At 68.6% G+C, this 18790-nt stretch carries 20 protein-coding genes; 6 read left to right on the forward strand and 14 right to left on the reverse strand.

Features of this window, described 5'->3' with window-relative positions; all coding sequences use genetic code 11:
* Positions 1 to 55 precede the first annotated feature (55 nt).
* The 4 genes from tatC to ATCM_RS07945 form a co-directional block, all read right to left on the reverse strand.
* The gene (gene tatC / locus ATCM_RS07930) at positions 56 to 808 is read right to left on the reverse strand and encodes a twin-arginine translocase subunit TatC (protein ID WP_132863989.1); all 753 of its coding nucleotides are present in this window, start codon (positions 806 to 808) and stop codon (positions 56 to 58) included.
* Positions 805 to 1254 carry a Sec-independent protein translocase protein TatB gene (gene tatB, locus ATCM_RS07935; protein WP_132863991.1) on the reverse strand — a complete coding sequence of 150 codons (450 nt, stop codon included), beginning with the start codon at positions 1252 to 1254 and terminating at the stop codon, positions 805 to 807. The genes tatC and tatB overlap by 4 nt, the downstream gene beginning before the upstream one ends.
* Before the next feature lie 15 nt (positions 1255 to 1269).
* Positions 1270 to 1497, reverse strand: coding sequence for a Sec-independent protein translocase subunit TatA (gene tatA, locus ATCM_RS07940; RefSeq protein WP_132863992.1), 228 nt, complete (start codon positions 1495 to 1497; stop codon positions 1270 to 1272).
* Positions 1498 to 1570: 73 nt separating this feature from the next.
* Positions 1571 to 2470 (reverse strand): YSC84-related protein, encoded by a 900-nt coding sequence (locus ATCM_RS07945; RefSeq protein ID WP_132863993.1) that lies wholly within the window; start codon positions 2468 to 2470, stop codon positions 1571 to 1573.
* Between the two features lie 189 nt (positions 2471 to 2659).
* Here ATCM_RS07945 and hemH point away from each other — a divergent pair, with 189 nt between their 5' ends.
* The 3 genes from hemH to ATCM_RS07960 all read left to right on the forward strand — a co-directional run bounded on the left by hemH (position 2660) and on the right by ATCM_RS07960 (position 6583).
* Complete coding sequence (hemH, locus tag ATCM_RS07950) at positions 2660 to 3622, forward strand: ferrochelatase (RefSeq protein ID WP_132863995.1); 963 nt, start codon at positions 2660 to 2662, stop codon at positions 3620 to 3622.
* Entirely contained in the window at positions 3619 to 4482 is an 864-nt protein-coding gene (locus ATCM_RS07955; protein ID WP_132863997.1) for an alpha/beta hydrolase, read from the forward strand. Before hemH ends, ATCM_RS07955 begins: the two co-directional genes overlap by 4 nt.
* 292 nt (positions 4483 to 4774) lie before the next feature.
* The gene (locus tag ATCM_RS07960) at positions 4775 to 6583 is read left to right on the forward strand and encodes a methyl-accepting chemotaxis protein (protein WP_132863998.1); all 1809 of its coding nucleotides are present in this window, start codon (positions 4775 to 4777) and stop codon (positions 6581 to 6583) included.
* A gap of 214 nt (positions 6584 to 6797) precedes the next feature.
* Here ATCM_RS07960 and ATCM_RS07965 read toward each other — a convergent pair whose 3' ends face one another.
* From ATCM_RS07965 to ttcA, 3 genes are all read right to left on the reverse strand, one after another.
* A complete protein-coding gene (locus ATCM_RS07965) occupies positions 6798 to 7592 on the reverse strand; it encodes a SprT family zinc-dependent metalloprotease (RefSeq protein ID WP_132864000.1) in 795 nt (264 codons plus the stop codon).
* A 54-nt stretch (positions 7593 to 7646) separates the two neighbouring features.
* Positions 7647 to 8555 (reverse strand): recombination-associated protein RdgC, encoded by a 909-nt coding sequence (locus ATCM_RS07970; protein WP_132864001.1) that lies wholly within the window; start codon positions 8553 to 8555, stop codon positions 7647 to 7649.
* Positions 8556 to 8647: 92 nt separating this feature from the next.
* Positions 8648 to 9553 (reverse strand): tRNA 2-thiocytidine(32) synthetase TtcA, encoded by a 906-nt coding sequence (gene ttcA / locus ATCM_RS07975; RefSeq protein ID WP_207911795.1) that lies wholly within the window; start codon positions 9551 to 9553, stop codon positions 8648 to 8650.
* 69 nt (positions 9554 to 9622) lie between these two features.
* On the opposite strand from ttcA, the gene ATCM_RS07980 reads away from it, so the two are divergent.
* Positions 9623 to 9826: a YdcH family protein gene (locus ATCM_RS07980; RefSeq protein WP_165931154.1), complete on the forward strand. Its 204-nt coding sequence runs from the start codon at positions 9623 to 9625 to the stop codon at positions 9824 to 9826.
* Positions 9827 to 9903: 77 nt separating this feature from the next.
* On the opposite strand, the gene ATCM_RS07985 is transcribed toward ATCM_RS07980, so the two are convergent.
* From ATCM_RS07985 to ATCM_RS08005, 5 genes are all read right to left on the reverse strand, one after another.
* A complete protein-coding gene (locus tag ATCM_RS07985; RefSeq protein ID WP_132864006.1) occupies positions 9904 to 10284 on the reverse strand; it encodes a hypothetical protein in 381 nt (126 codons plus the stop codon).
* Positions 10281 to 12905 carry a glycerol-3-phosphate 1-O-acyltransferase PlsB gene (gene plsB, locus ATCM_RS07990; protein ID WP_132864007.1) on the reverse strand — a complete coding sequence of 875 codons (2625 nt, stop codon included), beginning with the start codon at positions 12903 to 12905 and terminating at the stop codon, positions 10281 to 10283. The genes ATCM_RS07985 and plsB overlap by 4 nt, the downstream gene beginning before the upstream one ends.
* 8 nt (positions 12906 to 12913) lie before the next feature.
* Complete coding sequence (locus ATCM_RS07995) at positions 12914 to 13900, reverse strand: hypothetical protein (protein ID WP_132864009.1); 987 nt, start codon at positions 13898 to 13900, stop codon at positions 12914 to 12916.
* Positions 13901 to 14277: 377 nt separating this feature from the next.
* Positions 14278 to 14997, reverse strand: coding sequence for an orotidine-5'-phosphate decarboxylase (gene pyrF, locus ATCM_RS08000; RefSeq protein WP_132864010.1), 720 nt, complete (start codon positions 14995 to 14997; stop codon positions 14278 to 14280).
* Positions 14994 to 15896: an HAD family acid phosphatase gene (locus tag ATCM_RS08005; protein WP_132864011.1), complete on the reverse strand. Its 903-nt coding sequence runs from the start codon at positions 15894 to 15896 to the stop codon at positions 14994 to 14996. Before ATCM_RS08005 ends, pyrF begins: the two co-directional genes overlap by 4 nt.
* A 145-nt stretch (positions 15897 to 16041) precedes the next feature.
* On the opposite strand from ATCM_RS08005, the gene ATCM_RS08010 reads away from it, so the two are divergent.
* On the forward strand, positions 16042 to 16701 hold the full coding sequence (locus ATCM_RS08010; RefSeq protein WP_132864013.1) for a DUF480 domain-containing protein: 660 nt from the start codon (positions 16042 to 16044) through the stop codon (positions 16699 to 16701).
* 197 nt (positions 16702 to 16898) lie between these two features.
* On the opposite strand, the gene ATCM_RS08015 is transcribed toward ATCM_RS08010, so the two are convergent.
* Both ATCM_RS08015 and ATCM_RS08020 read right to left on the reverse strand, forming a co-directional pair.
* A complete protein-coding gene (locus ATCM_RS08015; RefSeq protein ID WP_132864015.1) occupies positions 16899 to 17606 on the reverse strand; it encodes a PIN domain-containing protein in 708 nt (235 codons plus the stop codon).
* A 240-nt stretch (positions 17607 to 17846) separates the two neighbouring features.
* The gene (locus ATCM_RS08020) at positions 17847 to 18131 is read right to left on the reverse strand and encodes a hypothetical protein (RefSeq protein WP_132864016.1); all 285 of its coding nucleotides are present in this window, start codon (positions 18129 to 18131) and stop codon (positions 17847 to 17849) included.
* Positions 18132 to 18253: 122 nt separating this feature from the next.
* Here ATCM_RS08020 and ATCM_RS08025 point away from each other — a divergent pair, with 122 nt between their 5' ends.
* Positions 18254 to 18697, forward strand: coding sequence for a nuclear transport factor 2 family protein (locus ATCM_RS08025; RefSeq protein WP_243693977.1), 444 nt, complete (start codon positions 18254 to 18256; stop codon positions 18695 to 18697).
* Positions 18698 to 18790: the final 93 nt, after the last annotated feature.

Genomic DNA, 18790 nt, shown 5'->3' on the forward strand with positions numbered 1-18790 from the left:
CTGTATTCATCGGGAAAGGTATCTCAGAACCTGTGCCAGCGCGGTGAGGCAGGACTTAGGAGGCCGCGCGCTTGCTGTCCTGGTCACGTGGCTGCAGCCAGCGCGCGGCATGGATGCCCAGCTCGTAGAGGAAGCACATCGGGATGGCCAGCATCAGCTGCGACACCACATCCGGCGGGGTCAGGATCGCGGCCAGCACGAAGATGCCGACCACCGCGTAACCGCGCCCTTCGCGCAGCTGCTGCGGGGTCACCCAGCCCAGCAGCACCAGGATCACCATCGCCACCGGCAGCTCGAAGCTGGCCCCGAAGGCGAAGAAGATCGCCAGCACGAAGTCCAGGTAGGCATTGGCATCGGGGGTGATGGCGATGACTTCCGGGCGGAACGTGGTCAGGAAGTGGAACACCGCCGGCAGCACCAGGAAATAGGCGAAGGCGCAGCCGATGTAGAACAGTGCCACCGCCGAGGCCAGCAGCGGCACCGCCAGCCGCTTTTCGCGGGCGTACAGGCCCGGGGCCACGAACGCCCAGGCCTGGTAGAGCAGCCACGGCACGGCCACGAACACCGCGGTGAAGAAGGTCAGCTTCAGCGGCGCGAAGAAGGCGCCGGCCGGGTTGGTGGCGATCATCGTCTGCCCGGCCGGCAGCTGCGAGATCAGCGGCGTGGCCAGGTGGCTGTACAACGTGCGCGAGAACGGCAGCAGCGCCAGCAGCACCACGCCCAACCCCAGCAGGCCGCGCACCAGCCGCGCGCGCAGCTCGATCAGGTGCTCGATCAGGGGGCTTTCGTTGAAGTCGGCCCCGCTCATCGCGACGGCTCCTGCGCGGGCGACGCCGGGCCTTCCTGCGTCAGGGCACGGTCGGCCGGTTCCTGCGCCGGTGCTTCAGCGGTGGTTTCTGCGGCAACCGGGCGCGGCGTGACCGGCCGCGGCTCGATGAACGTTTCCGTTTCCGTACCTGGCACCTGTTCGACCTCGCGGCCGAGCGCATCGGCGCCGTCCTGCACCTGTCGGGCCTGATCGCGCAGCCCGCTCTCGGCCTGCTGCATCGACTGCCGCACGTCCTGCAGGTTGCGCTTGAGTTCCTCGGCGTGCAGTTCGCGCTCGAGCTCCTGCTTGACCGAATCCCACTGGTTGCGGGCGCGGCGCACCCACAGCCCAGCGAACCGCGCGGCCTTGGGCAAGCGCTCGGGACCGAGCACCACCAGGGCCACCACGGCGATCAGCAACAGCTCGCCAAAACCGATATCGAACACGCCCGGAACTCCGGATCAGCGCGCTTCGCGGTCGTGCTCGGCCTGCGTTTCGGCGCTCTTCTCGGCCTTGCGCGAGTCATCGCCCAGCTGTGCGGCGGGCTTGTCCTCCTCGCGCATGCCTTTCTTGAATTCCTTGACCGCGCTGCCCAGATCCTTGGCGCCGCTCGTCAGCCGCTTGGTGCCGAACACCAGCAGGACGATGACCAGCACGACCAACCAGTGCCAGATGCTGAAACTGCCCATGATCCGCTCGCGTTATGTGTGGAAGGTTGTTGAGCATAGCGCACCGGGCATGACCCGATCGCTATGCCGAAGGTCAGTTGCCACCGTCCAGCGATTCGGTGCGGATCTCGCCCTCATTCACCGGCTGGAAGCCCTGCTGCGGCGCGGTTTGAGCCGGTGCCGGCTGGATCGGGGCGGTGGTGGCGGTATCGCTGCCCGCTGCGACCGGTGCCGGCACGCTGACCGCATCGGCGCGCGGCGCGGTGGACGCCACCGGTGCCACCGTGCCCTGGGTGCCGCGCTTTTCGCGGGCGGCATAGGTGGATTCCTCCAGCCGGTCGCGGAAGGCGACCACGTCGCTGGACGGCGCGCTGGCCAAGCGGCCTTCGATGATCATGCGCGGGGTGGTGCCCTGCCCGTAGGCATCGAGGTTGGCGGCATCGTCGATCTGCAGCGCCGCGCCATCCAGCGCCACACCCGCGAACAGGCCGCGCGCGCGCGACCACGACCAGATCTCGGCCTTGAGCTGGCCATCGGTGGCGGCGGCGGCATTGCGGCCGACCGGGCCGGCGGCCACGCCGGCGTCGGCGCCGAGGGTGAACTTGCCGTTGACGATGTTGTCCAGGCTGCGGTCGTTGCGGAACACCAGGATCACGTCGGAGGACTGCACGCCGGCCTGGAAGCCGATGCTGCCGCCGGTGAGCTTGATGAACACCGGGTTGGACCAGCTGCCATCGGGCGTCTTGACCGACATCAGGCCGTGGCCACGACGGCCACCCAGCACCAGGCCGGCCTTGATCGTGTCGGGGATGACGATGATCGCGCGACCTTCGTCGAGCAGCTTGTCCGGGATCGCCTGTTCGGGGATGTCCTGGATTTCACTGAGCACGCGCACGGCATTGCGTGCGCGCTGGTCTTCCTGTGGGCCGGCAACGGCGTTGGCGGACAGGAGGCTGGCGGACAGCAACAGGGCGAGGCACGGCAGGCGGCGCATGGTGAACTCCGTAGGTCGGTGCACAGAAAGATAACGCAAGTGCCTGAAATTAGGCGCGGCGGGATGAATCGGTGGTGAGCGGAAGCCTGTGGCGGGTGCGTGCAAGCCGATGCCACGGTTTCCCCCTCCCAACCCTCCCCGGCCACCGCGCGTCGTCCCCAACCGCCCAAGACCTGCGAAAATACCCGGATGTCCAACGCCCCCACCACCGCGTTGCTCGCGGTCAACCTAGGCACGCCCGACACCCCTACCGCGCCGGCGGTGCGCCGTTACCTGGCCGAGTTCCTCGGTGACCGGCGCGTGGTGTCCATTCCCCCCCTGCTGTGGAAGCCGCTGCTGCATGGCCTGATCCTGCCGCTGCGCGGGGGCCGTTCGGCGCACAAGTACGCGCAGGTATGGCTGCCGGAAGGTTCGCCGCTGGCCGTGCATACCCGCCGTTTGGCGCAGGGCATCCAGCAGCTGCTGCCGGACTGGCGCGTGCGCGATGCGATGCGCTACGGCAACCCGGCGCTGCGTCCGGCACTGGATGCGCTGGCCGCCGAAGGCGCGCGCCGCATCGTGGTGCTGCCGCTGTACCCGCAGTACTCCACCACCACCACCGCCTCGGTCGAAGACGTGGTGCTGCAGTGGCAGCAGCGCCACCCGAAGGTGAAGGTGCAACTGGTCCGCGACTACGCCGAAGACCCGCAATGGGTCGCCGCCGTGGCCGCGTCCATCACCGCCTACTGGCAGCAGCACGGCCGCGCCGAAAAGCTGGTGTTCTCCTTCCACGGCATCCCGCAGCGCCTGGCCGACGCCGGCGACCCCTACCCGCAGCGCTGCGAAGCCAGCGCCCGTGCCATCGCCGCCGCGCTGGGCCTGTCCGACGAGGCCTGGACGCTGGCCTACCAGTCACGCTTCGGCCGCGAACGCTGGCTGCAGCCGTATGCCGAGCCCACCCTGTGGGCCATGGCCGAGCGCGGCGTCCGCCAGATCGACGTGGTCTGCCCGGGCTTCGCCACCGACTGCCTGGAAACGCTGGAGGAAGTCGCGCTCGGCTTCACCGCCACCCTGGCCGAACGCGGCGCGACCATGCGCTACATCCCCTGCCTCAACGACAGTGCCGCCCATGCCCGTGCCCTGGCGGCACTGGCCACGGCGCAGACGGCATGAGTGCCACCGCGTTCGAACTGCGGGTCGACGGGCAACGCCTGGCCGGCCTGCGCAGCGGCACCCCGGGCGGGCTGAAGGTGCTGGCCCTGCATGGCTGGCTCGACAACGCCGCCAGCTTCCTGCCCCTGGCCGCCCACCTGCCGACGCTGGACCTGGTGATGATCGACCTGCCCGGCCACGGCTTCAGCGAGCACCTGCCGCTGACCACGCCGTACACCACGCCGCAGGCCATCGTGCACACCCTGGCCATCGCCGATGCGTTGGGCTGGGACCGTTGCGTGCTGCTCGGCCACTCGATGGGCGCGGCCATCGCCAGTCTGGTCGCGGCGGTGGCCGGTGAGCGCGTGCAGGCGCTGGTATCGATCGAGGCACTGGGCGGGTTGGCCGCGCCGGCCACCGAGACCGTGCAGCGCCTGCGCACCTTCGTCACCGCCGCGTCCAGGCTCGATGACAAACAGCTGCGCGTGTTCCCCGACCTGGCCACGCCGGTGCGGGCGCGGATGATGGTCAACCAGCTCAGCGAGACCTCGGCGCGGCTGCTGGTCGAGCGCGGGGTCAAGCCGGTCGATGGCGGCTGGAGCTGGCGCAGCGACCCGCGCCTGATGCTGCCCACCGCCGTGCGCATGACCGAGGACCAGGTACGGGACGTGGTCAGCGCCATCAGCTGCCCGGTGCAGGTGATCTATGCCACGCCGGCGCAGGACTACTTCCCCGAACCGCAGCGCAGCCAGCGCGCCGCGCTGTTGCCCGACGGTCGCCTGCACAGCCTGCCTGGCCACCACCACGTGCACATGGACCAGCCGGCCGCGGTGGCGGCGATCATCGAGCGCTTCATCGCCGGTTTGCCCGACGCCAGCTGAATCCCGGCACCGCAATACGGCCTTGGTCTGGTTCAGAGGCCCGTGGCGCCGCCGCTAACGGGGTTACGACCGTTACAGGGAATGAAGTAACGCAGGCCCGCGATGGGCCCTGCGCGTCCGATCGCAGCATGCTTTCCCGCCTTTCCCGCCGCGGCCCCCTGTTCCCGGGCCGGATCCTCCCGCGCACCGCTGCCGGCCACGCCGGCCGCGCGCCTGCGCGTGCGGGCCGGCAACGGCCGCTGTGATCGTCCATCCCGTCGTCCTTCCCCCGATTGCCTGACCCGGAGTTGCCATGCATCCACGTCCCCACCCCGTCGCCCAGCCCCCCGATCCGTCCGCACTGCAGCTGGCCTGGGCAGGCCAGCGCGGCACGCTGTTGGCGGCGCTGGTCCTGTGCGTGGCCACCGTCGCGATCGCGGCGTGGTCGCGGCAATGGCTGCTGCTGGTGCTCTGCCTGTGCGGGTTGCCGTTGCTGACGGTCACCTTGCTGCGCCCGCTGCGGGCCCTGGGCGATACACCAGCCAGCCTGCGCGCGCAGCTGGATGCGGTTGCCGGCGACGGCACTGGCATTGGCACCACACGCACGCTGGCCGCCAGCGTGGCGGCGCTGCAGGCACGCGTGCAGCAGCGCTGGCAGCAGGAGCAGGCCATGCACCAGGAGAACGCGCAGATCCGCGCGTCGCTGGACACCTCGCGCACCGGCATGATGATCGCCGACAACGACCACATCATCCGCTACGTGAACCGCTCGGTGGTGGCGCTGCTGCGCAACCAGCAGGACACCCTGCGCAAGGCCTTCCCGGATTTCGACGTGGACACGCTGGTGGGCAGCAGCATCCACCGCTTCCACGCCAACCCGGCGCGCATCCGCGGCATCCTCGACCAGCTGCGGCAGCCCCACAACGGCCGCATCCAGATCGGCGGCGTGCATTTCAGCCAGGTGGTCACGCCGGTGTTCAACGCCGACGGCAGCCGCAGCGGCTTCGCGGTGGAGTGGCACGACCGCACCCAGGAGCTGCAGCTGGAGAACAGCGTGGCCGGCATCGTCGCCGCGGCCAACGCCGGCGACCTGGGCAAGCGCCTGCAGCCGGTGGCCGAGGCCGGCTTCATCCAGACCCTGACGCTGGGCATCAACCAGCTGCTGGACACGCTGGCCGGCACCACCGGCCAGGTCCGCGCGATGCTGGCCGCCCTGGCCGAAGGCGACCTGGACCACCGCATCACCGGCGAGCATGCCGGTGACTTCGAGGCGATGAAGAACGATGCCAACCTGACCGCCGAGCGGCTGGCGGCGATCATCGACCAGATCAAGCACTGCTCGCAGGCCATCACCGTCGCCGCCGGCGAGATCGCCAGCGGCAACGACGACCTGTCCCGGCGCACCGAGCAACAGGCGGCCAGCCTGGAGGAAACCGCCGCCTCGATGGAGGAGCTGACCTCGACCGTGCGCGAGAACGCCGAATCCGCCCGCGATGCCAACCGGCTGGCGATCGGCGCGGCCGGCGTGGCCGAGCGCGGCGGCCAGGTGGTCGGCCAGGTGGTCAGCACCATGCAGGCCATCGAGCAGGCTTCGCATCGGATCGCCGAGATCATCTCGGTGATCGACGGCATTGCCTTCCAGACCAACATCCTGGCGCTGAACGCCGCGGTGGAAGCGGCGCGCGCCGGCGACCAGGGCCGTGGTTTCGCCGTGGTCGCTTCGGAGGTGCGCTCGCTGGCACAGCGCTCGGCCACCGCCGCGCGCGAGATCAAGGGCCTGATCGAGGATTCGATGGGCAAGGTGGACGACGGCGCCCGCCTGGTCACCCAGGCCGGCAGCACGATGGACGAGATCGTCACCGCGGTGAAGGAGGTCACCGACCTGATGGCGCGCATCGCCGCCGCATCGCAGGAGCAGAGCGTGGGCATCGAACAGGTCAACCACACCGTGACCCAGATGGACGAGACCACCCAGCAGAACGCGGCGCTGGTGGAGGAAGCCAGCGCGGCGGCGCGTTCGATGGAGCAGCAGGCCGAGGCATTGGCCGGCGCGGTGTCGGTGTTCCGTTATGCCGGTGCCAATGACGTGCGCGAGCGGTCGTCGCGGCGACGGATCGGCTGACGCGCGCCGGTCCAGCCACTGGGGCGAGGCATGGCGTCCTGGCGCTTGGCTTTATCGGGCAAGCCCGGAAGCACCCCTCCCCAGCCCTCCCCTTGCCTACGGCAAAGGGAGGGGACGGTTCACGCGATGTGTCGGATGGCAGCCATGCCGCTTTTGCCCCCTCCCTTGCGCAGCAGGGGAGGGTTGGGGAGGGGTAAGCCCTTCGTCTTCGCCCCTACGCCCGCACCTGCAGCAACTGGTGCAGCGTGCCCTTCAAGCGCCGCCCTTCCAGCCGCAGGTAATCACGTTCCTGTTCCCAGTACGGGAAGCGCGCCTGGACCTCGGCCCAGAACGCCGGCGAGTGGTTGGCCTGAAGCAGGTGGCAGAGCTCGTGCACCAGCACGTACTCGAAGGCCGAGGGCCGGCCCAGCACCAGCGCCAGGTCCAGCGCCATCGAACCGTCCGGCGCCAGCGAGCCCCATTGCGAGGACATCACCTTCAGCCGCAGCCGTGCCGGCGCGCGCGCCAGCCCCGGCAGGTACTTCGGCAGCCACTGGCCGACGTCGGCGCGGGTCTGGGCTTCGTAGAACTCGCGCAATGCACGACGCAAGGCCGCTTCCCCGGCACGCGCGGACAGCTGGATATGCGCCCCGGCCTCGTCCACTTCGATACGGGTGAAGCGCCCGTCTTCCCAATGCACCGGCAGCAATGCACCACGCAGCGGCAGCACGCCGGGCTCGCGCAGCAACAGTGGCGGCGCCAGCAGGCCATCGTCGCTGAAACGCGCCAACTGCTGCTGCAGCCATTGCCGGTTGGCCTGCAGGAAACGCTCGCCGGAGACCAGGCTCGCGCGCGTGGGCAAGGTCAAGCGCGCGCCACGTTCATCCACGCTGAGCTTGAGCCGGCGCGCACGCGGGTCGCGCACGCGCAGCACCTCGATCTCGGCCGCGTCATCCAGGCGCAGGCGCACCGTGTCGCGCTGGATACCCGGCGCGGTGGGGGCGATCAGACGGCGAAGCAGGCGGGCCATGGCCACAGCATAGACCCGGCCGGGTTACCGCGCCGGGACGACGCCGGTTCCGGTTCAGCTGTCGGCCTTGCTCAGCTTGAACGCCTTTTCCAGCAGCAGGAACAGGCGGCGGATTTCACCGCTCTGCAGCGCGAAGCGCGCATCCAGCTCGGCCCGGCGGCCGTCCTCGTCGATGTGCTCGAGCTGGTCCAGCGCACCGTCCAGGAACTTGAGCTTGCGCACGATCAGGTCGTCGCCGAGCACGAAGGACAGGTTGTCCTCGAACACCAGCGCCAGCTTGGTGACCTGCTTGCCGGCGTCCAGGTGCTTGTCGATCTCGTCGCAGCGCAGTTCCTGGTGCTGGCACTTGACCACCGCGCCCCCCTCCACCGGGTCCTTCATCTCGCACTCTTCGCCCAGGCTCAGGCCCTCGGGCAGCGGCTCACCGGCGATCCACGCGGTCAGGATCGAACGCGGCGCCACTTCGGCGTTCAGCGGCATCGCCGGGAAGCTGCCGAGCATGCCGCGGATGTCGCTCATCACGTTCTCGCCGGTCTTGCGGCTGGAGCTGTCCACCGCGACGTAGCCGTGCTCCAGGTCCAGCAAGGCATCGGTGCGCGAGCTCTTGACGAAGGCACGCGGCAGCAGCTCGTGCAGCAGGTCGTCCTTCATGCGCTTGCGCTCGCGGCCACCGGGCTTGCGGCCTTCCTTCTCCTCGATTTCCTCCAGCTTGCGGGCCAGCAGGTCGTTGACCACCACGCTCGGCAGGATCTTCTCCTCGCCGCCAACGGTCAGCCACAGCGCGTCGCCGATGCGGTGCGAGAACACGTTCTTCTCGTCGCGGCCGAACGGCGAGATGAAGCCGCGCGAGGTCATTTCCAGCGCGCCGACCGGCTTGAGCACCACGTGCGGCAACAGCGTGTCGACTTCGGAGAAATCAATGGAAGTGGGGAAGCGGAACAGCGTCAGGTTCTTGAAAAACATGAATTGGAAGCCGGAAAAGGAAAGAGGGAAAACGGGAATGCAACAGACGGCGGCGGGGCCGGACCAGGCCCGACCTGCGGGGCATCAGGGGATCAGGGGTCCGCGGGCTCCGGACCCTGCTCGCCGCCGGCAAGCCACGCATGCGCGTCCGGCAGCGGGGCTTCGTCGCGGCGCCCCAGCGCCATGAAGTCGAACAGCCGCGGGTCGGCCAGCTGCGAGGGCCGGACATCGCCCAGCGCGCGCGCGATCTGCTCGATGCGGCCGGGGTGGTCCTTCTCCCATTGTTTCATCATCAGCCCGACCTGCTTGCGCTGCAGGTTCTCCTGGCTGCCGCACAGGTTGCACGGGATGATCGGGAACTGCCGTGCCACGGCGTAGTCGATGATGTCGCTTTCGCGCACGTAGGCCAGCGGCCGGATCACCACGTGCTTGCCGTCATCGCTGAGCAGCTTGGGCGGCATGCCGGCGGCCTTGGCATGATTGAACAGGTTCATGAAGAACGTGGCCACGATGTCGTCGCGGTGGTGGCCCAGCGCGATCTTGGTGAAGCCGTTCGCCTCGGCGTAGTTGTACAGCGCGCCACGACGCATGCGCGAGCACAGCGAACACATGGTCTTGCCTTCCGGGATCACCCGGCTGACCACCGAATAGGTGTCCTGCTCGATGATGTGGTACGCCACGCCGAGGCCGGCCAGGTACTCCGGCAGCACGTGCTCGGGAAAGCCCGGCTGCTTCTGGTCCAGGTTCACCGCGACCAGCTCGAACGGCACCGGCGCCTTCTTCTGCAGCTGCAGCAGGATGTCCAGCAGGGTGTAGCTGTCCTTGCCGCCGGACAGGCAGACCATCACCTTGTCGCCGGCCTCGATCATGCCGAAATCGGCGATGGCCTGGCCCACCTGGCGGCGCAGGCGCTTGGCCAGCTTGTGGTGTTCACGTTCGGCCAGGCGCGGGTCGCGGGCACGCGGGGCGGGATCGGGCAGGGGGATGACGGCACTCATTGCCGGCATTCTACCGGCTCGGCGGCGCCCCTCCTCACCGGACACGGCAACCGGTTATGCTCAGCCCCCGTGGAGACCATGACGCCCGCCGAGATCAGCCAGCGCATCGCCGTCCTGCGGAGTGAACACCGCAGCCTGGACGATCGCATCACCCGCCTTGCCGCCAACCCGGACGACGAGCTGGAGGCCAAACGGCTGAAGCGGCGCAAGCTGCAGCTCAAGGACTGCATCACCAAGCTGGAAAGCATGTTGATCCCGGACGAGCCGGCGTAGGCCTGCCCCCCGTCACTCCGCGCCACCCAAGCATATGCATCACCGGCGATGATGTCGGCGCTCCCGCACGGCCGGCGTCAATCGGCGACCGGCACTCCGGGGTGCTCCGGCAGCTGTCCTTTCCAGGCATCGCGCTCGTCCACGCGGATCTCGCAGGTCAGGCCGTCTTCGCTGCACTGCAGGCCCAGCGCGTGCCCGGCCCAGTCGGCGACCGCGCCGCTGCGCACGCTGGCGATGTCCGCCTGCAGGCGCTCGACGCCGGCGATGGACAACACGTAATGGCGCTGTTCGCCTTCGCCGGCCACGCACAACCGCAGCGGCGCACCGGTGAAGCGGCCGGGCAGTTCGTCCTCAGCACAGCGCCCCGCCTGCGTTGCTGCCTGCAGCGCAGGCAACAATGGCAACAGCGCCGCGAAAAGCGGCACACCCACGAACGCGTGGATGCACCGGCGGCTCATTTGCCGACCGGGGCTTCCGGCTTCACCGCTTCCGGGCTGACCCGTTCGATGGTGTGGCGCAGCTCGCGGCCGAGGATGAACTTGGCGTCCTTGGCCCAGGCGTCCAGGCGCTCGTCGAACAGCAGCTTGCTGTTTTCGTCCGGCCACACCAGGCGCAGTTCGCGCATCTTCTGGATGAAGCCACGGAACAACGACTTGTCGAAGAACTCCGGCGCGGCCGGTGCGTACAACAGGCTCAGGCGCTGCGCGGCCTGCTGGCACAGGCTCTCCAGCTCGGCGGCGCCAAGCGTGCCGGGGCCGTTCTTCACCAGCACCGCGATGGCGATGTAGTAACGCTCGAACGCCTGTTGCAGCGAATGGCCGATCGCACGCAGGCGGAACACCTCGTCGGTCTGGCCGGTGCTGCGCGCCAGCATGCCGCCGTCGTCCTCGCCCACGTGCTGCAGCAGGCCCTCGCGCACGAACACGCTGATGGTCTGGTCGATGCGCGCGGCGAACTCGTCCTCGCTCCACGGCAGGAACAGCTCGGCCTGCAGGAACGGATACAGCCCGCGGCCCAACCGCAGCAGGCCGCCACGGCTCATGCGGCGGTTGTTCTGGAAGCAGCAGGCCACCCACGAGGAGGCGGTGAACAGATGCAGCACGTTGTTGCGGAAGTAGCTCAGCAGCACCGCGGTGTCGCCGCTCACGCTCAGCACGTCGCCCAGCGGGTGCTTGATGCGGGTGAGGACGTTGATTTCCTCGGCATGGGCGATGATGCGCTCGGGCGAGTGCGGGGTGACCGTGACGCGGTCGGAGTACGGCATCTCGACCAGCAGCTTCTTGCTCAGCTCGATCTGCGCGATCAGGTCGGCCTCGCCCATCGCGTGCTTGGGCGTGGACAGCAGCGCCAGCGCCAGCAGGTTGATCGGGTTGACGTCGGCGGCGCCGTTGATGCGCACCTGGATCTGCTCGGCCAGGGTATCGACCGCGCTGGACAGCCAGCTCGGCTTCTCGTCCTCGCCGACCGGCTGGCCGTTCCAGTCCGGTGCCTTCTGCGCCAGCACGTCGTTCAGCGCGATCGGCTCGCCGAAGTTCACCACCACCTGGCCGAAGTTCTGCTTGAGCACCTTGGGGATGCCCCACAGCAGCGCCCAGATCGATTCCTTCTCCTTCGGCCGGCCGGACAGCTCGTCCAGGTAGCTGCCGCCCTCCATCAGCTTTTCATAGCCGATGTAGATGGGCTGGAACAGCACCGGCTTGCGCGGCTGGCGCAGGAAGGCACGCAGCGTCATCGAGATCATGCCGCCCTTGGGTTGCAGCAGGCGGCCGGTACGCGAGCGCCCGCCCTCGACGAAGTACTCGATTGAATAGCCGCCGGCCACCAGCTGGGCGACGTATTCGCTGAGCACGGCCGAGTACAGCGCGTTGCCCTTGATCGAGCGGCGGATGAAGAACGCGCCGCCCTTGCGCAGCAGCGTGCCGACCACCGGCAGGTTGAGGTTGATGCCGGCCACGATGTGCGGCGGCACGATGCCGCGGTCGTACAGCAGGTAGCTCAGCAGCAGGTAGTCCATGTGGCTGCGGTGGCTGGGCACGTAGACGATCTCGTGCCCGGGCGCGGCTTCCTTGAACTTGTCCAGGTGGTGCACCAGCACGCCGGCGTAGATGCGGTTCCACACGTGGCTGAGCATGAAGCTGGCCGAACGCACCACCGGGGTGGAGTAGTCGGCGGCGATCTCCCAGGCGTAGCCCTGTGCCTTCTTCCAGGCGTCGGTGGTCTTGGAGTTGTCGCGCTTGGCCTGGGCGGCGATGGCTTCGCGCACCGGGTCGGCGGCCAGCACCTTGTCCACCAGCAGGCGGCGGGTGGACAGGTCCGGGCCGATGATCGATTCACGGATGCGGCGGAAGTGCGTGCGCAGCACGCGCTGCAGCTTGCGCACGGTGCGCTCGGGCTCCAGCCCTTCGTCCACGGTTTCGCGCAGCGATACCGGCGGGGCGAAGCGGACGATGGTGTCGCGGCCGTTCAGCAGCACCGCCAGCAGGCGGCGGAAGCGGCCGACCAGCGCCCAGTTTTCCGAGAACAGCACCGCGAACCAGCCGCTCTGCTTGTCCGGCGCGCGGCCGACGAAGATCGACACCGGCACCAGGTGCACGTCCAGCGCCGGGTTGGCGCGGTGCGCCTGCAGCAGCTTGGCCAGCGAATCGGAGTGGGTCTTGGCACCGCGCTGCTCGGGGATCAGCGCGTTGTTGCTGGAACGCCGCGACAGCGCCACGTAGGCACGCTTGCGGCCGAGCAGGTCACCGGCCAGCGGCACCAGCGGCGAAGGCAAGCCGGCGTCGCGGCAGGCCTTGTCCAGGATCAGCGCGTTGGACAGGCCGTAGTCCTCCAGCACGTAGACCACCGGGCGGCCGTCGTCGTACTCGCCGGCCTGTTCGGGTTCGATCTTCAGGCCCAGCCAGGGCTCGACCAGCTTGCCCAGCAGGCGCGCCCAGAGCGGGCGACGGCCGGCGGGCCGGGCGGGTACGGCACGGCTGGGGGTGCCCGGCACGATGGCGGCAGGCGGGGCGGGCGGCGCCGCGTGGGCATCGTCCGGCGGAAGCAGGTCGCCCTGTTCGGGTTGGGATTTCTGTTTCGACATCTGGACCATTATGGCTTAGCCGCCGTTTTGGCGGTGTCTGGCCGATCGCTGCCCGGCGCCGTGGCCGGGTCCGTTGCGGTCGCGGCGGCCTGTGCGGCTTCCACCCGGGCCTGTTCGGCGGCCTGGGCCGCGGCGATCACCTGGTCGGCTTCGGCCACGGTACGGGCCAGGTACCAATGCCCGTCGCGGCGCACCAGCGCGACCTGCAGGTCCACGTCCTTGCCGGCCAGCGGGTACTGCACGCGGACCAGCGCGTTGTCGCCGTCCTGCGAGACCAGGCCGGTACGCATCTGCGCCACGCTTTCGTCCAGGGCCAGCCCGTAGCTGGCCAGCACCTGCTTGAGCGCCGCCGCGAACGGCACCAGCCGCTGCAGGCTGCCGCTCATGCCGGCGTCCTGGAAGGCTTGCGCGCTGCCCAGCCCGGTGGCGCGCGCGGCGGTGGTCAGCGTGCCGATGTTGGTCCGCGCCAGCTTGGCATCGGACAGCGGTGCCGATTGCGCCCAGCCGCTGAGCACGTTGACCAGCTGCACGTAGTGATCCCGCTCGGCCGGGGTGTAGTCGCCCTGGTGGGTGATGTACTGCACCCCGAACAGGCCCAGTGAATGCGCGGCCTGGCGGACGCTGGCGGCCTGGCCCTCGAACTGCGCGCGGAAGGCGCGCTGCAGCTTCTGCTCGGCACCGGGTTCGGACAGGGCCCCGAGCAGGTCGGGCAGCTTCTCGTCCAGCGGCAGGTCGGTCAGTGGCCAACGGCTGTGCCCCTGCGCCCAGGCGGTTTCCAGCGCGGCGTACTGGGCCGGGGTGACCGAGGCCCTGGCGTAGCCGGGCAGGTCGTTGTCATGCAGGTACTGGGCGAGCTGGCGCACGGTGGCCGCCGGCTCGGTGGCCGCACCGGGCAGCGGCGCGCTGTCGCGCTTGCAGGCAGCCCCCAGCAGCGCCACCGCGCAGACGGACAGGAACGCGAGCTGCTGGCAGGTACGTAAAGAACGGCGTTGCATGGCGTCGTTGGTCCTCTCCCCCGTGAGCGGGCTGATCTTGAAGCCTGCCCGGTGACAGCGGCAAGCACGGCCGTCACGGCTGGGTGGATGGGGCTGGAGCGGAGGCGGGGTGCCGCTGATGGCAGAAGCCTCCCCTCCCCGGCTCTCCCCGTGCCTTCGGCAAAGGCAGGGGCGGAGCGGCGCCCTTGCACGGTGCATCGCCGCTGGAAACGCACATAAAAAAAGAGGCCGCCCCGTTGCCGGTGGCGAACCTCCTCAAGCCGGCGTGAGCCGGTAGACATGTTTGACACATCGACCGGCAGGGCCGGACGACGCGTAGCCTACGCGCCCACTTCAGTTAAAGCAATACTTTATTAATCATCAAATAAGTTATTGATTTATTTGAATACATCTGCGATTTCGCGCTGCATCGCCAAGGCCGCGGCACGCGGATCGGCGGCCAGCCGGATGGGGCGGCCGACCACGATGGCATCGGCGCCGTCGGCAAAGGCCTGGGCCACGCCCACGGTGCGCTGCTGGTCATCGCCCACCGGGCCACCGGGGCGGATGCCCGGGCAGACGATGGAGAAACCGGCGCCGGTGGCCGCGCGGATCGGCGCAGCTTCCTGGCCGGAGGCGATCACCCCGTCGATGCCGGCGCGCTGGGCGGCCAGCGCGCGCTCGACCACCACGTCCACCGGCTCGCGGTCGATGCCCATCTGGGCCAGGTCCGGGCGCCCCATCGAGGTCAGCACGGTCACCGCCAGCAGGCGCATGTCCGAACGGTTGGCGGCCGCGGCGGCGGCCATCATCTCCGGGTGCCAGCCATGGATGGTGCAGTAGCTGACCGGCCACTGCGACAGGCGGCCGATGACACCGGCGATGGTGGCCGGGATGTCGAAGAACTTCAGGTCGACGAACACGCGCTTGTCGCGCGCGGCCAGTGCATCAAGCACGTCGAAATACTCGCCGGAGGCCAGCAGTTCCATGCCGATCTTGTAGAAGGACACCGCATCACCCAGCCGCTCCACCCACTCCAGCGCCTGCACCTTGCCCGGTACGTCCAGCGCGAAGATCAGCCGTTCATCGGTGCGCAGCGGCAGCGGGGCACGGCTCATCGGGCCACCTCCAGCGCGGCGCGCTTGGCGGCGTTGCGCTGCTCGGCCGGCAGCGACCAGGCGTTGTTGAACGCGGCGCTTTCCCAGCCGCCGTAGGTCGGGTTGGGCAGGATCCACCAGCGCGAGCCGATCCAGCCCTGGTACTTGTCCAGCAGCGCGTCGCGCGCGTCCAGGGTGTTGTCCTGGACCTGCAGGAAATCGGTGAACTGGTCGCCGACCTGCATCAGCACCCGGTACTGCTGCGCCACCAGCAGACGCCGGCAGCCCTTCTCGCTGCCCACCTGGCGGCAACCCGGCACCTCGGTGCCCAGGCCCAGGTAGACGCTGTCGTCGGCCACCGGGAAGCCCAACTTGCGCAGGTTGGCCAGGGTGGCGTCCTTCATCGCCGAGGTGCGGTTGCTGATGTAGATCATGGTCACGCCCTTGGACGCGGCCAGCTGTGCGAACCGCACCGCGCCCGGCACCGGCTCGGCCTTCTGCTCGTCGACCCAGGCCGCCCAGCCAGCGTCGCTGTAGCTGCCTTCGTCGTGCACCAGGCGCGCCTGGAACGGCGAGTTGTCCAGCACGGTCTCGTCCACGTCCACCACCACGGCCGGCTTCAGCCGGGCCGACTGGTGGGTGCCCCCTTCCTCCGGCAGCAGCGCGGTCCAGGTCGGGTCGGCCAGGGCGCGGTCCAGCTGTTCACCGGCCAGCTTCCAGGTCTGCAGGGCGCTGGCGCGGTACTCCTGCGAGCGCTGCACCCACAGCACGGCGTTGAGGTTGTCATTGGCCACCAGGGCCTGGACCACCGCGGCCGGGGCGACCGGCGCCGACGGGCGCTGCAGGCGATCAGGGGCGGTGCAGGCGGCCAGCGACAACGCGGTGCCGGCCAGCAGGACGAGGGCGGGGAATCGGGACATGAAGACTACCGGGATCAGCGAAAACCGGCCAAGTTTACCGGCTCCCCGGTTTGCCCGCCCCGGCGGCAGCCGCGCCGGACCGGGCCTGACTCCGGTTTTGCCGCCTCGGCTATCCTTGCGCCCCCGCGTGACCGGAACACCCACCATGACCGACGACAGCCCGCAGACCCCCAGCTTCCCGATCCTCGACCCCGTGCAGGCCCGCACCCTGGGCTGCCTGATCGAGAAGGAAGCCACCACCCCGGACGCCTACCCGCTGACCGTCAACGCCACCCAGGTGGCGGCCAACCAGAAGACCGCGCGCGAGCCGGTGATGAACCTGGACGCGGGCAAGGTGCAGCACGCGCTGCGCCAGCTCGAGGGGCTGGGCCTGGCCCGCCAGCATTTCTCCTCGCGTGCCGAGCGCTATGAGCACCTGGCCGGCACCAAGCTGGACCTGCCGCGCCAGCAGGTTGCCCTGCTCGGCCTGTTGCTGCTGCGTGGCCCGCAGACCGTCGGTGAACTGAGCACCCGCAGCGAGCGCATGGCCCGGTTCGCCGACGCCACCGACCTGCGCCACCAGCTCGACCGCCTGCAGCAGCGCGGCCTGGTCGTGCAGTTGCCGCGCGCCGGTGGCCAGCGCGAGGACCGCTTCATGCACCTGATGGGCGGCCCGCTGGACCTGGACGCCCTGGCCGAGACCTACAAGGCTGCACCGGCGGCGGTCAGCGACAGCGCGCTGGAAGCCCGCGTGCAGCAGCTGGAAGCCACCGTGGCCGAACTGCAGGAGCAACTGGCCGAACTGAAGGCCGCCATCGGCGGCTGACCCGTCGCCCTCGGTAGGAACGGCCCAGGCCGCGAAGCTCATGGCCGTTCAGCGGTACCGGCTTCGCGCCCAAGGCCGCTCCTACGGGGGCCACTGCTTGTGAGGGTGCCTTGCTGCGTATGTGCCGCAGTGTTTCCCGGCATTCCCAGCATTGCATGAGCACCGTACGCCTCACATCACGAAGAAAACCTTGCGCTTCATCTGTAGTGCACCTTCGTACCTTGGAGTTTGAGCGCACCTGCTTTCTCCAGGCTAGCAATGAGGGCGTCCAAATCATCGGCCTTCAGTTTGTTCTGAAACTGGGCAGACACGTGCTTTTTCAGCGCGGTCAATGTGGCCGGTTTGCTTCCGTCCATTTTTTTCAGCAATTGCTTCATCCGAGCCAACCGTTGCGCGGCGGTTGTCAGTGTGGAGGCTGTCGCCTGCCCATCGCCTTTTGCCTTCCCAGGTGCCTTTGCCACGGTTGGAATAGCGGCTGGCTTGGCGGCGGCCGGCACCTCCGCCGTTCTGAACAACGGCATCAGGCTGATGGATGCTGACCGACAAGCAAACACCTTCCTCGTTTTCAGATGCTCCACCAGCGGATCAAACCCAGTGTCCCTGGAGATGATGTGGAAGAATCCCCGCGCGTCATCCTTCACCAATTGCCCGATATAAAAAGCAACGTGGAAATCCAGCGCATTGCTGCCATTTCCTGAAATACGCACGTAGGCAGCGCGCTCATGCATTGCCTGCATCTGGATGGCGAGTTCGGAGGAGATTCTCACCTGTCCGGCACCGACGAAAACCCAGAGGCGCACATCCTCTCGGTCAAGCAAGGCCAGATCGGTTGGCTGGACATTCTCATGGTCAATGAGAACGTAGTTGATACGCCGATTTTCCAGCGGGGCTACCTTCGATTCCATTGCGGTAAACGCTTCCTGCGCTTCCTGTTCGAGCCGATCATCACCCAGTAGCAGGGGTGTGCCAAGTGGAGAAATGCTTGGATTCGCTCTTACGATGCCAATGTCGATGACCCGGCACGCAGGGGCATGGGATCCCCTGGATTCCATCCCAGCCTATGGCGCGGATCTCAACCGGTAGGAGCGGCCTTGGCCGCGAAACACGCAGGCTTCCAGCCCTACCGATCGCGGCCAAGGCCGCTCCTACAGCGAGGCCACCAGCAGCCCCAGCAGCGGCAGGCCGTTGAAGAACAGCGCGGTATAGCCCAGCCAGGCATTGGATTCACGGCGCCAGCGCGAGACCAGGGCCAGCAGGCACCCCATCACGCAACCACCGATGCCGACGATCAGCATGGCAGCCAGTTCCTCCAGCCCCCCGTGGATCACCGCCACCGCGATGCTGCCGACCAGCAGGCTGACCAGCGGCATCAGCAGCGCGGCCAGGCCGAAACGATAGGACGGGTTGGCGGAGCGGGGGGCGGCTTCCATCGGCAGTGATCTCCCTGCAGGCATTGGCCACACGGTAAGGCATGGCCTCCGGGGTGACCACCGGCCCATGGCACCGGCCACGACCACTGGCAGGCTGGGCCATCAACCATCGGGAGTGGGCCATGCGAACGGGTGCGATGCGGGTAGTGCTGCTGGGCATGCTGTGGGTGACCGGCGCGGCATCGGCGGCGCCGGACGCGGCGACCCTGCAGGCCATCGAGGCCACTGCCCATGACTACATGGACGGCCAGCTGGAAGGCGACGTGGCGCGGGTGACACGCGCCCTGCACCCGGACCTGGCCAAGCGCAACGTGGTGGCCCACCCGAACGAAACACTGGGGCTGGGACGGATGAGCTCGGACGAGCTGATCCGCTACACCCGCGAAGGCGCGTTGAAAACACCACGCGACCAATGGCAGCGCAGCATCACCGTGCTGGCGGTGGATGAGGACATCGCCACCGTGCGGCTGGAAAGCCCCTGGTTCATCGACCATCTGCAGCTGGGGCGGTTCGACGGGCGCTGGGTGATCGTCAACGCGCTGTGGCACCGCAAGAAGCGCGGCTGACGCGGTACCGGCGACCGGCGCACGGCCGATTTCGATGACTGGCAACTGAACAGGAGAGGCAAACCCCGCTATCGTATGCAGCTTCTGTTCGCT

Origin of the sequence: Stenotrophomonas sp. ATCM1_4, assembly GCF_004348115.1 — a bacterium.
Taxonomy (GTDB): domain Bacteria; phylum Pseudomonadota; class Gammaproteobacteria; order Xanthomonadales; family Xanthomonadaceae; genus Stenotrophomonas; species Stenotrophomonas capsici.

What these genes read in the sequence shown, in the direction of transcription:
- tatC (WP_132863989.1), bottom strand. Translation starts at nt 808, where the DNA reads ATGAGCGGGGCCGACTTCAACGAAAGCCCCCTGATCGAGCACCTGATC.
- tatA (WP_132863992.1), bottom strand. Translation starts at nt 1,497, where the DNA reads ATGGGCAGTTTCAGCATCTGGCACTGGTTGGTCGTGCTGGTCATCGTC.
- ATCM_RS07945 (WP_132863993.1), bottom strand. Translation starts at nt 2,470, where the DNA reads ATGCGCCGCCTGCCGTGCCTCGCCCTGTTGCTGTCCGCCAGCCTCCTG.
- hemH (WP_132863995.1), top strand. Translation starts at nt 2,660, where the DNA reads ATGTCCAACGCCCCCACCACCGCGTTGCTCGCGGTCAACCTAGGCACG.
- ATCM_RS07955 (WP_132863997.1), top strand. Translation starts at nt 3,619, where the DNA reads ATGAGTGCCACCGCGTTCGAACTGCGGGTCGACGGGCAACGCCTGGCC.
- ATCM_RS07960 (WP_132863998.1), top strand. Translation starts at nt 4,775, where the DNA reads ATGCATCCACGTCCCCACCCCGTCGCCCAGCCCCCCGATCCGTCCGCA.
- ATCM_RS07965 (WP_132864000.1), bottom strand. Translation starts at nt 7,592, where the DNA reads ATGGCCCGCCTGCTTCGCCGTCTGATCGCCCCCACCGCGCCGGGTATC.
- ATCM_RS07970 (WP_132864001.1), bottom strand. Translation starts at nt 8,555, where the DNA reads ATGTTTTTCAAGAACCTGACGCTGTTCCGCTTCCCCACTTCCATTGAT.
- ttcA (WP_207911795.1), bottom strand. Translation starts at nt 9,553, where the DNA reads ATGAGTGCCGTCATCCCCCTGCCCGATCCCGCCCCGCGTGCCCGCGAC.
- ATCM_RS07985 (WP_132864006.1), bottom strand. Translation starts at nt 10,284, where the DNA reads ATGAGCCGCCGGTGCATCCACGCGTTCGTGGGTGTGCCGCTTTTCGCG.
- plsB (WP_132864007.1), bottom strand. Translation starts at nt 12,905, where the DNA reads ATGTCGAAACAGAAATCCCAACCCGAACAGGGCGACCTGCTTCCGCCG.
- ATCM_RS07995 (WP_132864009.1), bottom strand. Translation starts at nt 13,900, where the DNA reads ATGCAACGCCGTTCTTTACGTACCTGCCAGCAGCTCGCGTTCCTGTCC.
- pyrF (WP_132864010.1), bottom strand. Translation starts at nt 14,997, where the DNA reads ATGAGCCGTGCCCCGCTGCCGCTGCGCACCGATGAACGGCTGATCTTC.
- ATCM_RS08005 (WP_132864011.1), bottom strand. Translation starts at nt 15,896, where the DNA reads ATGTCCCGATTCCCCGCCCTCGTCCTGCTGGCCGGCACCGCGTTGTCG.
- ATCM_RS08010 (WP_132864013.1), top strand. Translation starts at nt 16,042, where the DNA reads ATGACCGACGACAGCCCGCAGACCCCCAGCTTCCCGATCCTCGACCCC.
- ATCM_RS08015 (WP_132864015.1), bottom strand. Translation starts at nt 17,606, where the DNA reads ATGGAATCGAAGGTAGCCCCGCTGGAAAATCGGCGTATCAACTACGTT.
- ATCM_RS08020 (WP_132864016.1), bottom strand. Translation starts at nt 18,131, where the DNA reads ATGGAAGCCGCCCCCCGCTCCGCCAACCCGTCCTATCGTTTCGGCCTG.
- ATCM_RS08025 (WP_243693977.1), top strand. Translation starts at nt 18,254, where the DNA reads ATGCGAACGGGTGCGATGCGGGTAGTGCTGCTGGGCATGCTGTGGGTG.